Consider the following 14,896-nt stretch of genomic DNA (forward strand, 5'->3'; position numbering starts at 1 on the left):
CGTCTGTTTTCGACCGCAACGCTGCTTGTTTGCCTTGTAGCGCTTATAGAAATCCAATGCGGTGTGACCGTCTTTCAGGAAAGTGACCACATTGTGGACGGTCTGACGTGCTCGGCCAATCTGTTCTGAAATCTTTGATACAGAGGCATTCTGATGGAAATAAGATTCTATAATTACAAGTTCATCCGTGCTAAGATGGGTGTAGGTCATTCGTGATCACTCCTATGATTTCTTTGGTCGGAAATACATTTTGAGTGTATCACGAGTGGCTTTCTTTATGTGTCTAGCTTAATTTTACAATCGGCGCTTTAAAACTATAATGATACAAATGAATATATAGTTTAGAACAGTTAATAGTAATACATATCACTTCCATTTACAAAAACCAGAATAAAGAATGATATTAAAGAAATTAGATGAGCCTGATAAAAATATGGAATATAATAATGATCTGAAAGTTGAGATATAAAGAAAAGTGTACTACAGCTTTAGCTCCAGTACACTATTTATGAGAACAGAAAATATTTATAGACTATTTGCCATAAGCTCTGCTTGATCAACGATATTATCAACTGCTATCTTCTGAAGATCCGGTGAATAGCCATACTTCTTGATTAATCTTCTCACCTTCACCCTCATTTTAGCTTGAGTACTTTCTCGCTTATGCTAATCAACACTTATTTGTTTAATTGAATAAGAAGTTATCGTATATAAATTAAACATATGATTCTGTTAGTTCTAAAAATTCTTCAATATCTTTATGCACTGAATCCAGCGCTTCCTGCCAGAAGTCTGGTTTTCTTAGGTCAACATTTAAGTGCTTTTCAGCAAGGTCTTCTGTAGTCATGCTTGCAGTATCACGAAGAAGTGCAATATAGTCATCTTCAAGTAACGTTTCGTCTTCTAAGAAACGATTGTATATACCTAAGCTGAAAAAGTATCCAAATGTGTATGGGAAATTATAGAAAGGTACACCTGTAATATGGAAATGTAGCTTTGTTGCCCAGAACATTGGATGGTATGAACGTAGTTCATCTTGATAGGCTTCTTTTTGTGCGTCTTCCATCAGTTCTTGCAGTCTGTTGCTGTCTACAGTTCCTTGTTGACGTTCATCATATAAATTGCGTCCAAAGATATAACGTGCATGGATATTCATCATAAAAGTCGCACTTCTAGCAATTTTTTCATCTAGTAAGTTGATTTTTTCTGCATCTGACGTTGCATTTTCAATTGTTGCATTTGACACAACAAGTTCTGCAAATGTAGAAGCTGTCTCTGCAACGTTCATTGCGTAACGTTGGTTGAATAGTGGTAAATCACGTAAGACATAACTATGGAATGCGTGTCCGAGTTCATGTGCGAGTGTTGACACGTTGCTTGTGCTACCGGCAAAAGTCATAAAAATACGTGACTGTTTAGATTCAGGAAGATTTGAACAGTATCCACCTGGGCGTTTTCCTGGGCGATCTTCCGCTTCAATCCACTGCTCTTCAAAAGCTCGACGTGCCATCTCTGCCATTTTTGGACTGAATGATTTAAAGTTATCGATAATAAATCTTGCTGCTTCATTATACGTATATCGCTTGCTCGTATAATCTCCCACATCAACACTTGCTGAAACATCGAGCCATCCTAATCGATGAACACCAATGAGTTGTGCCTTTCGTTCAAAGTATTTTTTGAAAGGTGTTTTATTTTTTGTAATAGTATCCCACATCGTATCGAGAGTTTCTTCCTCCATACGGTTGTAGTCTAGTGGTACTTTCATATAATCTTTATAGTCGTGAAGTTCATAGTCGTTTAAGCGGAATCCTGATAAATGATTTAGCGTTGTAGAGAATAAATCAGCTTTTTCCTTCCATGTTTCTTCCCAAGTTTTTAAAAGTTTTTCACGATGTTTTGGATTTTGTTCTGACTTCATCTTGTTTTCAAATTGACCCGCTGAATAATAAACGGTTTCATCATCTTCAGTTACTGGAATTTGAATAGAAGCGACGAGTTGATTGTACATATTATTCCAGCCCTGTAAGCCATCTAGTGATAAATGATTGATGATTGTTTCTTCTTGAGTTGACAGTAAATCTTTTTCTTTTTGTCGTATTTCTTCTAACGGGAAACGCATTGGTTTAAAGAAATCTTCCTCTAACAGCTTGCTAAATTGATCTTCAGTCAGTGCACTGATCTTTTTATTTAAAATAATATTCTGTGACAAGAGATCTTTACGTAAGTTCGCAACCGCATTTAAATTCTGCATTGCTTTTTGATCGGTAACATCTGCAGATACTAAACCATTCGCAAAACTCCCCATCTCACTAAGCGCGTTTGAAATTTTTTCATAGTTTTGTAAGATTCTTTTCAGTGACGTAAAATCATTTGAATGTTCGTCCAGCTCCCAATTATCGAGTTCGTGTGAAAAAGCTGTAATACTATCTCTTACTTCTGATAATCGTTTTTGGAAAGCTTCAGATCCACTTCCACCAGGAAATATACTCTCCATATCCCATTTTTCTTTGTAGTTCATCAATTACCTTCCTCTCTATATTAAAACTGTATTTAATTTTTATCATACAGGAAATGAATGCAGAGAAACATTAATCACGTTGATATACATTAATAGTCCGAGCATGTACTATGCTAAACGATAAAAATAAGAGCAATATTTGTAGAATTTTAACTAATAAGAAAATGCGATTTTAATTAACACAACAAGAGTTAGGATTGCAGATGAGATGACCCTTGTCGAAGTGCTTAAAAAGAAGAAAATTAAAGGTTCTGAGATTGATGTCTATGAAGAGTCAAAGATGAATAGTAATTTAATTGGCATGAAGAAAGTTGTCTTAACGCTGTATATGGGAAAATGTTTTAAATTTCTAGTCAAATATAATCTAGACAAATTAATTTATATAAGCGAAAACCTGAGTCTCAGCTGTTAATGTTTTTTTGTGAGTTTTGACTTCATCCTCGCTTACCGGGATATTAATAAGCAATTCAGCCCTTATAACCTTCGCACTTGGGGCTCGGGGACATAAGTTCTCAAAAGTTATTATTTTTTCTGGAGATATTTATGTTCCAACCTCAATATAAAAACACAACGTAAAATTGAGGTGTACCTATGAATCATTCAGCTTAATACTTATCGAGTTCCAGCATTTCTCTAAACGTTTCACCGTTATAATCTCTTCTAAAAATACCGCGTTTTTGCATTTCCGGGATGACTAAGTCGACAAAGTCTTCAAGACTTCCTGGGAGTGTTGGAGGCATCAAGTTAAATCCATCTGCGGCACCTTCATTCATCCATCTTTCTAATTCATCGACAATGTCTTCAGGTGTGCCAATGAGTGTTAAATGTCCACCTCCAGCGTTGAGATAACCAAGTAGTTCTCTGACTGTGGGATTTCTGTCTTCTATAATTTCTAAAATAGTTTGATAACGTCCAACAGGTCCTTTGAATTCTTCGACTGTCGGCAATTTTGGTACTTTTTCGTCGAGTTTCCATGATTTTGTATCTTGCTGAATAAAGAATTCGAGCTGATTAAGTGCAGTATCAATTGGAAGTAGGTTGTCTAATTTTGCTTTCTTTTCTTGCGCTTCTTCTTTCGTTTTACCCACGTAAGTCACTAGTCCGGGAAATACTTTGATATAGTTGTGTGGACGACGGCTTTCTTTTATGGCTTGATTTAATTTTTCACGATAAATATTTGCTTGTCTTAAGTTCCAAGAAACTGAATAGACAGCATCAGCATATTTCGCAGCAAGTGCAACACCTTCTTTTGAAGCCCCGGCTTGCATAGCCACTGGCTTACCCTCTTTTCTTAAAGGTAAAGTTAGCGGACCTTTAACTTGGAAGTTCTCACCATTGTGATTGAATGGCTGAATATTTTTATTTTTAGTAATTGTGTTATTTTCTTTATCTGGCTTGTAGCTTTCAATTGACCACGATTCAAATAATTTATTCATGACTTCAGCAAATTCATCCGCTTTCTTATAACGAACGGCTCTCTCAGGCAATTCAGGTATACTGTGGTTTTGTGCTTCGCGGTCGGTCATTGATGTCACTAGATTCCATCCCATGCGTCCTTTTGTTATGTGTTGCAGTGTGAGTAACTGTCTTGCTGTGGTAAATGGGTTATTAAATGTACCTGAAATAGTTGAAACTAGTCCAACGTTATCTGTGACTTTACTCATAGCAGTTAATGCAACAACTGGGTCAAAATAACTCGCTGGTAATTCTGTTGGACTATCTGCGGGGAAGGCTTGTGAATCTGCAAAAAATACGGCATCAAATTTTCCGCGTTCTGCAATTTTTGCCAGATTTTCATAATAATCAATTGTCGTGAATTCATTGACACTCGAATCATCTTCTAACCATGCTGCCTGATGATGACCCACACCATACATTAAAATTCCTATATTTAACTGTTTAGAATTATTCATAATATATACCGCCTAGTTCATAGTAAGTCCGCCGTCTACCGTGATGTTTTGTCCTGTAACCCCATCTGCTGCCTCAGAACAAAGATAAACAACCATATTAGCAACGTCTTGTGGTGTTGTTACTTTTCTCAATGGTGTGGACTGTGCGATTAAATCAAATACTTCTGGTGTTGTGACTGCACTTGCGTCTGTTGTTTTCAGTAAACCGCCAGAAACAACATTTGCTCGGATACCATACTGTCCAAGTTCTGCTGCAACGTTTCTGGTGAATCCAATTAAAGCAGCTTTTGCAGTAGTGTACTCGTGATATGGTACTACAGGATTTTGATATAGATTCGTTCCAATACTGATAATTGCACCGTCTTTACGTTCTAAAAACTGTGGTATTACACTTTGTGATACGTTGAATGCAGCTTTTAGTGTCCCGTCTAACTGTTGCTCGTAATCTTTATAAGTTAAATCTTTAAATGCTTTTTGAGTGGTTGGATCAAATTTAAAATTAACGAGTGCATTGTTTACAACAACATCAATCTGGCCAAAATGTTCAGTTCCTTTTTTAACTAACTGTTCAACTGCTTCACGGTCTGTAATGTCCGCTTGAATCGCAATGGCTTGTGCTCCAATTTCTTTTTTTAACTTCTCCGACTCTTCTTTACTGTTGTTGTAGTTAATTATGACATTAAAGCCTTTTTCACTTAGCGCTTTTACGATATAGCTGCCAAGTCCTCTTCCGCTTCCTGTTACTAAAACTGTCCTTGTCAAATAAATCACTCCTATAATTTTTTAGAATAAAAAAATACGCAGCCTTCATAGGAAAGTTACGTATCGAGAGTAATTTATATGCCCACAAGGACATAGATATACAACTGTATCGATGTAACACTTTCCTACGCCAGTTTTAACTAGATCAGGTTCAAAGGGTCTGAGGTTACCCTCATCTCAGTTTATAAAAACGCCCCTAGTGCGAATCTATTCTATTTAACATCATTGTAGTACTTTACAAAGATACGTCAAGTAAATCACAAATTATGTGAATTGAAACAAACACAATTCAAATTCAAATCTGTAACTGTACTGCTATCTAGTTTTTATATGATTGATAGAATGTTAAAAGATGGTTATCAGCATAATTAAAATCTAATTTTATTTGCTATATTTAACTTTTTAGAGTAACTTGAGCTTATTGATTGAATAATTAAATAGTTAAGACCACTGGAAGTGTCTTTGAAAAAGGCTGAGATTAAAGTGTAGACTTTGGGATTCCGGGAACCTGATACAGTTCATACTGACGTAGGAAAGTGGCGAAAGTAATAGTTGTCCCTGCGCCGCACACCTAAATTCCTACTGTCAGCACAATCATGGAAATCATCAGTGTAAATCCCATACCGTATTTTTTGGAGATTTTCGGAATGAACGGTGAGAACAAACCAAAAACGACGAGCAGCAGAATATTCATAAAACCAACCATAGTAGTGCTTCTATTCAGTTCTTCGGTAAAGAATGGTACAAGCGGCCTGACAGGAGAGATTGGCGATCTTAAAGTCGCACCAATCAGTACAATTGCAATAAACAATAAAATAGAATAAATAAAATGCTTATCTATTTTATTTGAAGAACCCCTCCATACAATAACTCCGGAATCTTGAGTTTCATCAATTTGTTTCCGTCTCATATCATACAATCCTCAGTAGGTGTACATTACTGGAGAATTTTTGCAGAAAAAAAGCCCGCTCGGTCAGCGGGCTGAACTTTTAGTTTTCAAATTTGGCCATTTTATTCGCTTTTTCTTCATACTTAGGGAATTTATCTTTCAGCCATAATACTAACAATACGAGCAGGTAAGCACCAGCAGCTGTTGCTATTAGGGTATACATTATTGTGCTGAATTCCATGTTAAATGCCTGGCCGAAAATCGCATCTTTAAAGCCAGACACGACGAATGCCATCGGCAGGAATTCATAAAGCGTTTGATAGAAATTGTTTGCAGTTTCTATCGGGAAAGTTCCGCCGCTTGATGATAACTGTACAATCAGCAGTACGATTCCGAGGAATTTGCCGAAGTTGCCGAATATCATTACCAGCAATCCTATAATGGAAATGGAAACGAGTGACCATACAAGCATCGCAAAGTAAAATCTCCAGTGGCTGGCAATCTCAATCTGCATTATCCAGACAATTGTAGCATACAGCAGAGTTGTAATGATTACCGAGTGAGATAAAAACAGCAGACCGCGGCTGAGCCACTGGCTGAATACATTTTTCTTATTTTCGAATATTTTATTCATCGGGTATACAACATTAAATGTAATAGCTCCGATATACAGGCTGACTGCAATAACTAACGGTGCAAAACTCTGCGCATAGTTTTGTGTATCCACCATGGATTCAATATCCAGGTTAACAGGACTTGCAATCGCTTCTGCTCCCTCATCACTGAAAACAATATTCTGTTCTTCTATGTCCGCAAGCAGCTCGTTAAATCTGGTATCAACCTCTGTAAGTGCTTCTGCCATTTCGCTGGAGCCTGCTTTCAACTCGCTGATACCGCCGTTCATTTGCACAATACCTGAATTCAATTCAGAAGCGCCGCCAGCAAGCTGTGTGCTGGATTCATTTAACTGGCCTGCTCCATTTTCAAGTTCTGACTGTGCACCTTGAACCGACTGTGCGTAATTTCCAAGCATTGGTGCCAGCTGAGTGATCTGTTCTGTAAATTGCTGTTCACCATTATACAGTGTTGCTGCTCCCTCGCTGACTTGCGAAGCGCCGCTTTCAAGGTTGTTTGCGCCTTCTGTTAACTGCGCTGAGCTGTCTTCGAGCTGGCCAAGTCCATCGTCAAGCTCGACTGCACCGTTCTTCAGCTCAGCAATGGCATCTTGTGCCTCATCACTCTGGTCGGACAAACTGCCGAGTTCGCTAATCAATGTTTTGGTATATGTTTCTGTAATTTCTTTTTGAACTGTCTCGACCAAGACTGAACCGACTTGTTCAGACATAATTGAACCGATGAAATTGAATCCCGGATTTGTCTTTAGTTTAAGGTTTACATTTTCCGGCGATTCGCTTAAGAAGGTCATGGCATTATCAGAAGCATCTGCGGGGATTTCCAGATATCCGTATGATTCTCCGCTTTTAATTGCTTCTTCTGCTTTTTCCAGAGTAGAAAATTGCCAGTCCAGCTGGTCGTTATCTTTCAGCTCAGCTTCGATTTCTTTTCCGAGCTCTATATCTTCGTTGCCTGCATCTTCATTTACTATATGGAACTGCATATCTCCTGTGTGGTCATATGGGTCCCACATTGCACCGAGAAATGTCAATGAATATATAACCGGAAACAGTGAGATGAATGCAAGAGATATTAATAACAACGGTTTTTTAAATACAAATTTAAAATCCTGTAACATTTAATCATCCTTCATTTTTTGTGTTAAAGTTATCGTACACGTTGTACAATAACCCATTATAAGGCGATTAAATTATTCTTCAATGGTTGATACGTCTTTTTTTGTGGGATAACCAACACATTGTATAGAAAGGTTGTTTATTTTTGAAAAAAGATTTAAGAGTGCAGAAAACACTAAATGCAATTGATAATGCTATCATTACCCTTCTTGAGAAAAAGTCGTTTGAAAGCATAACCATCCAGGATATAAGTTCAGAAGCCATGATTAACCGGGGCACATTTTATACTTATTATAAAGATAAATACGAACTGATAGAAAGTTATCAAAATTCGATGATGACGGATATTGAACAGCTGCTTTACAAAAATATTACAGGTAGCAGTTTTAAAGATGTGGATGAGAACGATCTTAACAATACTATTCTGAAAGTGTTCCAGTATCTTAAAGATAACCGCAAACGCGTACTCGTTATTGCAAATAGTCTCGGCAGCGCTGAACTTGCAAAATATTTTTCACAGCATATGTTTGATTTTTATAAAGTGAAAAGCAGAGAATTCGGTGTTGAACTGGATTCTGAAATATTTACTGATTATTTGATTACTTACATCACAAACGCCCATATTGGTATACTTTTAAAATGGCTCAAAGGCGGCTGTGAAGAGTCAATTGAAGTGATGGCAATGTTTATTGAAACATTTACGATAAATGGTGTATTGAAAACCGTGGGAATCTGATGCGCTGGGTAGTAATGGGCAACAAACGTTTTAAAATGGATATTAAACATGTCCTTGGTCATGTAACTCATAAGGCTGCAAAACGCATCAATACACCTGTGATGATTATCAAATAGCATAAAATGCCTGCTTACTCGACTGGTAAGCAGGCATTCTTTAATTATTATCGTTTGTCAAAATAAGCTAGACAGTTCTCTATCCCCCATGTAACTCAAAAAGACTTCCAGTGGCGTGCAGTAGTTTAGTGATTTTCTCGGGATGTGGTTTCTTCTTGCAGCGACGTATGAGACAAAAGCCTGATCGACCGTGTTGAAGTCCATGTCTTTAGGCACGTCCAATCCGTTTCGCAATCTGTGAAATCGGTGTCTCTTGATGGAAGTAGGCTTCTATGATTACCAGTTCATCCGTAGTATTATGGATGTAGGTGATGCGTGATCACTTCTATGATTTCTTTAGTCGGAAAACTATTTTGAGTGTATCATGCGTGACCTTTTTATGTGTCTAGCTTAATTTTACAATCGGCGATATCAAAGAAAACTACATGTCAACTCAATCTCTAGTTTTTTAATAGGGATAAAACCACATTAGTTAAAACTATGTCATTAAACGATACGCTGAAGCTTATCACAAGTAGGGCGTGAGCGTCATTGTGCTCATTGGTCGTACGCATAACTGTATCATTGTTGATACAGTTATTCCAAGGTTCATTTGTTGAATAAGTATAAACCGGAGTAAATGATTAAAACAATACCAGCGCCCATATTTAGATTCACTATCTCAGTTCCAAACTTTAGGGAATAAAAAATGTTTAAACAAATTATTCCTGCACTAAAAATAAAGAGAGTACAGAATATTAAAGTGTCTAACCGGTATTGTTTCCCAAATACTTCAATCATTTAAACCCCTCCCTAAGTTTTATCTATTCGATGTTCAGACACGAGCTTACCATAAATAATTACTGATTCCCTTTCCGTGTGCTTCGCCAGTAACGGTAAGAAACGAAGGTGGATACGAGTACCGTAATCCAAGCAGCGATAGTGATGATACCGTTAAAGAAAGACTGATTGACTGCAAAAGCACCAAGGGCAACGAGCGACACCTGTCCCGGGATGGATGCGACAAAAGTTGCTGATAAAAAGGTATGCTGGCTGACACCGAGAGCGCCTGCACCGTAATTGACCGGCCAGTATGGCAGACCCGGCATCAGTCTGGCTGTGCACATGGCTAAGAAACCGGCGTTACCCAAATACTTTTTAACCGTATCTCCATGACGGCCGAGAAGTTTGAATGTCAGGTTCTGACCGGTAAACCGTGCTAACCAGTATCCAAGCCAGGAGCCAATTAATATGCCTGTAAAGGAAAACAGACTGCCGGCTATGACACCGTACAGAGAACCTGCGACTAAAGCCGGGATTGTGACAGGAATCGGCGTAATGGCAATCAGGGCTGTAATGCCGATAAAAACCAGCCACCCTGCCCAGCCGTAGCTTTGAATCGTCTCTTGGAGAACTTCAGGCTCCGGAATATTTACATTAAAACTTACCCAGATCAATAGACCTATAAATATCACTAAAGAGAATAATGAAATTATTGAACGCAGAGAAAAAGCATCTGTAGAATCTTTTGAACTCATTATGTTTCCTCTTTTCTGAATGCTTTATTAAAATTTTAATTTTATCGGACTGTCTCCTCCATTTAACTTTAACCGGATTATTAATAAAAGGAAATAGATTCAATTTCTTGAATTTGGCAATGTAAGACTTCAAAAAAATCTTATAGACTCCAGTGGATATGAAATTACAAAATTTATGGTTCAGAATCTTTCAATAGGAGCAGATTTTGTACGTGTAGATATCATAATCAAGCAGTAAATAAAGTGAGTGAGCAGAGTGTGCTCTGGATAAAGTATCGGGACGATTAACTCCAATAAAAAATTACTAATGAATTAATTCGCAAAATCGCGTTAAGACCAAGATGAGATGAGCGGGATAGTAAGAAAAAGACTGGAATATTAATTCCAGTCTCTTTTAGTTTATCAATCCAATTAAAAGATAAAGGGCAGTACCCCAAATAAAGAGTGCGGAGCCTTTATTGAAAACATTCATTAAAATCTTCTGATTATCCAGTCTTTTCATCGTCGTACCTGCAACAGTCAATCCTATAAACCAGAGCCAGGATACGGTCACACAGGAAACAGTGAAAAGTATAAGATCCAGCCCGATATAATTCAATGCACTGGTCCCTATCACGCCGACTATATCTAATATTGCATGAGGATTAAGTAAAGAAACTGACATTGCAAATATAATTTGTTTTTTAACCGGCAGTGCTTTTCCTTTAACAGAAGTGGCAGGTACAGATTTCCAAATAGAATATCCCATATAGATCAGGAACAATATACCTATTGTCATTAAACCGATTCTCATCCATTCAAATTGAAGAACAATGACTGACAATCCAAATATCGCTAAAAGTATAAGTAAAGTATCACATAAAGCTGCAGTAATGGTTGCCGGCAGGGCATTTCTCAGTTTTGGCTGTGTTGCACCCTGGGTAAATAAAAAAACATTCTGCACGCCTAATGGCAGGATCAGCCCCAGGGCAAGTATGATTCCGTGTATAATGGCTTCCATTTCTTAAGTTCCTTTCATTATTATTTTAACTATGATAAAGATAAAAGGGAATAGTTAGTCGGGTGAATGTTTATCCATCCCATTTTTAAAGGAAGTCATTTTATACATTGGAAATCCAAAAAAAGCTCGACTCGCCTATCTTATTCTTATTTATCATTTCAAATAAACCGTATTGTAATCCACTACGGAGCTGATATCATACGTGATCTGTGGGGCTTCATAAGACAATTTTCATGTTATTCTATTCAGAATATCGTTTGCTGCATTTAATGCCCCTTCTACATGTCCTCCTGAAATTGCACTCGTTTCTGTGCTTGCAAATAATAAATGGTTGCCCCATATTTCATCATTATCAATTGGTTGATATGGCGGAAGTTGTGTCATCGGAACAGAATCTTTTTCTATTGCCGTAAAAGCATCTTGTGACCAGTCTTTATATAGAATATCTTTATAATCCGCAGCTTTCTTTCCAAACAGGCGGGTCAGCTGTTCAATGACCAGTTCGTAGATTTTTTATTCTCCGAGTCCTCTTCTTTCTTCAGGTGACAGACCGAAGAACCCGAACAAAGCCCCCGTGTGATTATTTTCTGGTGAAGCATCGTGTATTTCCTGTAACGGCCCCCGGTGACTATTTGCTGTGCCGCTTAAATTATTATCTCTCCAAAAGGGACGGTCATAAATAACGACTATCTTGGCCTGTGATGCCATCCATGTTCTTTGAATGGAAAGGTTTTTCTGTGTAATTGGTGTGAGTTCAGGTACAAAAGAAATGTTTTTCTGGATGATATTAGGCGGCATGGCAAGTACCACAGATTTAGTGACGAATGAAACGTCTTTATTTTCTTTATTCACGGCTGTCATTTCAATTTCATCATTGTCCAACAGGTTAAGTTGTTTTAACTCGATATTCAGCATAAAATTTTCAGAAGGTATTTGCTTCTGCATTGCTTCAACCAACGACTTCATACCACCTGTTATCCTGCTTGATGCGGTCATATCCGTCTTAAAATGGCGGATCATACCGTGAGGATTTTCAAAGGTGTGGTCACCACTTGAAAATTGTTCAAAATTTTTCAAGTTGAGTTCATTCAGCAGTTGGCTCATATTGGGTTGGATAGAGAAAAACAATTTTGAATATATCATGGTCCATTTCGATCTGGATGTGCTTTCACCAACAGATTTCCGTTCCGATCTGCCTGCAAAGCCCTATCTTGATTCATCGATTTCCCGGCAGCCGTCGGGCGCATGACCCTGGCGCAGGTGGTTCGCTTGTTTAAAGATATAAGCAGCCGGTCAGAGCTGGTCGGACTTGGAATCGCAGAACATATGCCGTGGGACGCCATCAATCTCAGAAAGTCCCTGTCTGAAATGGATATTTTTCAGGATTGATGTCTTTATAATTTGGGCTCCATGTCATGGGATTACGGGCATTGGTACAGAATGCCCGTTACATTAAGGGACGGATTACGTCAGATAAAAGTGGCTGGGAAATTTACCAGCCACTAAAAATTTCCGCTGAGGCGTTGTTAATCAGGCTTTGGTCCTATAGCTTGTGTTATGGTCTTTCAATGTTTCATCCTTGCCGAACAAAAAATGTTTTTCCATATCAGGCGAATATTTTGAATTGGGCGTTTCCTGGCCCACAGCTTCGGCAACAGCCCTTATCATTGCGGGTGATGCACCGCAGCACAACCCTATATAGTTGATGCCGATATCATGGGCCCCCTTAGCCCATTCCGCAAGCTCATAACGATTATGGTAAAGTGGATCCAAAGCGGTCGGGAAAGTCGTTTCCATAGGAAGGTGGCAACTGCATCCGCTATCCGGCAGATTGAAGAAAGTCGGATGCTCTTTTGTCGTGCGATACGGGAGTGGTACACCTCCGACATGGCCTTCAACTTCCTTACGTATCTTTTCAAGATATGGCTGCATGCTGTCCGGCCCACGGAAACAATTCATTCCTGTGACCAGTGCACCTTTTTCCGATAGTATTTTGCAGGACTCTTCTACCGTATAACCATCCCTTAAAATGTTTTCACCCATCAGTCCAAGTGTGATTACGGCTGGCAAGCCTTGTTTTCGTATTTCTTCCAAGGCAATCAGTGCTTCCTCGTGATAATAGAACGTTTCGCCCTGAATATAGTCCACGCCTTCTTCTTTACACCAGCCGACCATCTCTCTGAATATTTTTCTGACTTGTTCTTTTGACTGAGTATCTTCATGATCAAAAATATTCGTATTTGAAATATTGCCAGCGACCAATGGTTCTTCGTCTGGATGGTCCTTTGCAACTTCTTTGGCCAACTGGATTGCACGCCTGTTCAGTGGTTCGAGTAAATCTTCTTTGCCGATGATCCTCATTTTTTCTCTGTGGGCATTATAAGTGAAGGCTAGAATCACATCGGAACCTGCATTCATGTAGTCACGATAAGTCTGTTTCAGTGCTTCCGGATTTTCCAATGCGACTTCCGGGACAAAAGATCCCGCCTGCAGATAGCCTCTGCGCTCGAGTTCGAACAAATAGCCTTCCCCTATGATCACTGTACCGTCTTTCAGTCTTTCTTCCAAACTGCGTTTCATATGAATCCCTCCTTTATAAATTAAAATAAGCCTATCATAATGAAAACCATATAGGGTAATACTGGAAATTCATAAGTTGTTATGAACTTTGGCTATAGCCATAAACAACCTTCTGGTAAATAAGTCTGCGAATTTGACTGATGAAAGAAGTAGCAATAAAAAAAGTGCCGGGGTATAATGCTCCGGCACCTTAAAATTACAATTTAATTCACTTCAAAAACTTCTTCGGTATGCTCATGTAGATCATCCGGCCCATTGACATGCAATATCACGTTATATGTACCTTCTTTAATGTCATCGAGTTCAGCGGTATAAACGCCGGTTTCCTGAACTTCAGCATCGACCCACTGGATATCTTCTTCATCAGATTCATCTACAACTTCCAGTCTGACTCTATCTGCTTCATATGCTTCCTCATCCATGTTCAATTCAACGGTAATTACAGATGGATCGGCGTCGTTGTCCAGTGTCATGGACATGTCCAGATCAGAACTGTGACCATGTTGGTGATCATCATTGTGTTCCTCATCGTGATCACCATCATGTTCATGATTGTGGTCATTTTCATCCATGAAACTACTGCCTTCCTCAATATCAGATTCATCAAAAGCATCTATCTCATCCTGATCTACGTCACCGACAATGACAGTGTGAACAGGCATCGTATGCATTTCACGGGCTGTAACATGAGGCTGCACCAGATAGATACCATCTTCTTCAAATGAATGCTCTGCGCTGTATACGCCGTTTTCTTCTGATTCTTGTTCAATCATCTCACTGTTTTCTTTATCACCATGTTGCCATACTTCAAAGACGACTTCGTCTGCATCTGAGACTGCTTCGCCTGCCTGGGTCACTTCTGTTTCTAATACCTGATCTCCGGTATCCATTTCTTCAGGCATTGTGACTACAGCTTCAATCGGTTGTACAGCTTCTTGATTTTCTTCACTTTCTGCCTCTTCAGCATTTCCGCAAGCTGTTAAGACCAACATCAATATTGATAAAATCATAAAGTTTTTCATCTTTTCCTCCAAGTAGAATAAATTTTCGTGGTCTTATTCCACCTTATCACGGTTAATCTTCATCACTTATTTTCATTTATTAAGATTCT

The 14,896-nt window shown here is 38.6% G+C and carries 15 protein-coding genes, 3 pseudogenes and 2 riboswitches; of the genes and pseudogenes, 4 read left to right on the plus strand and 14 right to left on the minus strand.

All coding sequences use genetic code 11. The features are described 5' to 3' along the window. The 3 genes and pseudogenes from BO48_RS08365 to BO48_RS08375 form a co-directional block, all read right to left on the minus strand. A partial coding sequence (locus tag BO48_RS08365) for a helix-turn-helix domain-containing protein (protein ID WP_496366990.1) occupies positions 1-210 on the minus strand: 210 nt, incomplete at its 3' end. 315 nt (positions 211-525) lie between these two features. Continuing rightward, positions 526-663 (minus strand): annotated as a pseudogene (locus BO48_RS08370) (type I restriction enzyme endonuclease domain-containing protein); the annotation flags it as partial. Between the two features lie 52 nt (positions 664-715). After that, positions 716-2,521 (minus strand): M3 family oligoendopeptidase, encoded by a 1,806-nt coding sequence (locus BO48_RS08375; RefSeq protein ID WP_496366991.1) that lies wholly within the window; start codon positions 2,519-2,521, stop codon positions 716-718. A 175-nt stretch (positions 2,522-2,696) separates the two neighbouring features. On the opposite strand from BO48_RS08375, the gene BO48_RS08380 reads away from it, so the two are divergent. Continuing rightward, complete coding sequence (locus tag BO48_RS08380) at positions 2,697-2,933, plus strand: NAD(P)-dependent oxidoreductase (RefSeq protein ID WP_496367132.1); 237 nt, start codon at positions 2,697-2,699, stop codon at positions 2,931-2,933. Between the two features lie 193 nt (positions 2,934-3,126). On the opposite strand, the gene BO48_RS08385 is transcribed toward BO48_RS08380, so the two are convergent. From BO48_RS08385 to BO48_RS08400, 4 genes are all read right to left on the minus strand, one after another. After that, the gene (locus BO48_RS08385) at positions 3,127-4,434 is read right to left on the minus strand and encodes an NtaA/DmoA family FMN-dependent monooxygenase (RefSeq protein ID WP_496366992.1); all 1,308 of its coding nucleotides are present in this window, start codon (positions 4,432-4,434) and stop codon (positions 3,127-3,129) included. A gap of 12 nt (positions 4,435-4,446) precedes the next feature. Further along, a complete protein-coding gene (locus tag BO48_RS08390; RefSeq protein WP_092986403.1) occupies positions 4,447-5,196 on the minus strand; it encodes a 3-oxoacyl-ACP reductase in 750 nt (249 codons plus the stop codon). Positions 5,197-5,301: 105 nt separating this feature from the next. After that, a riboswitch (TPP riboswitch) is annotated at positions 5,302-5,404 on the minus strand. Between the two features lie 234 nt (positions 5,405-5,638). Beyond that, a riboswitch (TPP riboswitch) is annotated at positions 5,639-5,748 on the plus strand. 19 nt (positions 5,749-5,767) lie between these two features. Next, positions 5,768-6,106 carry a hypothetical protein gene (locus tag BO48_RS08395; protein ID WP_496366993.1) on the minus strand — a complete coding sequence of 113 codons (339 nt, stop codon included), beginning with the start codon at positions 6,104-6,106 and terminating at the stop codon, positions 5,768-5,770. Positions 6,107-6,185: 79 nt separating this feature from the next. Beyond that, a complete protein-coding gene (locus tag BO48_RS08400; RefSeq protein WP_496366994.1) occupies positions 6,186-7,838 on the minus strand; it encodes a YhgE/Pip domain-containing protein in 1,653 nt (550 codons plus the stop codon). Positions 7,839-7,999: 161 nt separating this feature from the next. On the opposite strand from BO48_RS08400, the gene BO48_RS08405 reads away from it, so the two are divergent. After that, the gene (locus tag BO48_RS08405; protein WP_496366995.1) at positions 8,000-8,572 is read left to right on the plus strand and encodes a TetR/AcrR family transcriptional regulator; all 573 of its coding nucleotides are present in this window, start codon (positions 8,000-8,002) and stop codon (positions 8,570-8,572) included. Between the two features lie 8 nt (positions 8,573-8,580). Next, a pseudogene (locus BO48_RS08410) lies at positions 8,581-8,688 on the plus strand (universal stress protein); the annotation flags it as partial. Between the two features lie 57 nt (positions 8,689-8,745). Here BO48_RS08410 and BO48_RS08415 read toward each other — a convergent pair. The 5 genes and pseudogenes from BO48_RS08415 to BO48_RS08435 form a co-directional block, all read right to left on the minus strand. Beyond that, a pseudogene (locus tag BO48_RS08415) lies at positions 8,746-8,904 on the minus strand (IS30 family transposase); the annotation flags it as partial. 623 nt (positions 8,905-9,527) lie between these two features. Next, positions 9,528-10,205: a TVP38/TMEM64 family protein gene (locus BO48_RS08420; protein ID WP_496366996.1), complete on the minus strand. Its 678-nt coding sequence runs from the start codon at positions 10,203-10,205 to the stop codon at positions 9,528-9,530. A 394-nt stretch (positions 10,206-10,599) separates the two neighbouring features. Then, positions 10,600-11,205 carry a LysE/ArgO family amino acid transporter gene (locus tag BO48_RS08425; RefSeq protein ID WP_496366997.1) on the minus strand — a complete coding sequence of 202 codons (606 nt, stop codon included), beginning with the start codon at positions 11,203-11,205 and terminating at the stop codon, positions 10,600-10,602. 231 nt (positions 11,206-11,436) lie between these two features. Further along, the gene (locus BO48_RS08430) at positions 11,437-11,589 is read right to left on the minus strand and encodes a hypothetical protein (RefSeq protein ID WP_496366998.1); all 153 of its coding nucleotides are present in this window, start codon (positions 11,587-11,589) and stop codon (positions 11,437-11,439) included. A gap of 129 nt (positions 11,590-11,718) precedes the next feature. Next, complete coding sequence (locus tag BO48_RS08435) at positions 11,719-12,309, minus strand: FAD-dependent oxidoreductase (protein WP_496366999.1); 591 nt, start codon at positions 12,307-12,309, stop codon at positions 11,719-11,721. 1 nt (position 12,310) lies between these two features. Between BO48_RS08435 and BO48_RS08440 the strand changes: the two genes are divergently transcribed. Beyond that, on the plus strand, positions 12,311-12,454 hold the full coding sequence (locus tag BO48_RS08440) for a hypothetical protein (RefSeq protein ID WP_496367000.1): 144 nt from the start codon (positions 12,311-12,313) through the stop codon (positions 12,452-12,454). A gap of 281 nt (positions 12,455-12,735) precedes the next feature. Here BO48_RS08440 and BO48_RS08445 read toward each other — a convergent pair whose 3' ends face one another. Both BO48_RS08445 and BO48_RS08450 read right to left on the minus strand, forming a co-directional pair. After that, complete coding sequence (locus BO48_RS08445; protein ID WP_496367001.1) at positions 12,736-13,785, minus strand: homocysteine S-methyltransferase family protein; 1,050 nt, start codon at positions 13,783-13,785, stop codon at positions 12,736-12,738. Positions 13,786-13,988: 203 nt separating this feature from the next. Then, on the minus strand, positions 13,989-14,807 hold the full coding sequence (locus BO48_RS08450) for a FixH family protein (RefSeq protein WP_496367002.1): 819 nt from the start codon (positions 14,805-14,807) through the stop codon (positions 13,989-13,991). Positions 14,808-14,896: the final 89 nt, after the last annotated feature.

This window comes from Lacicoccus kunmingensis DSM 17847, assembly GCF_059568765.1.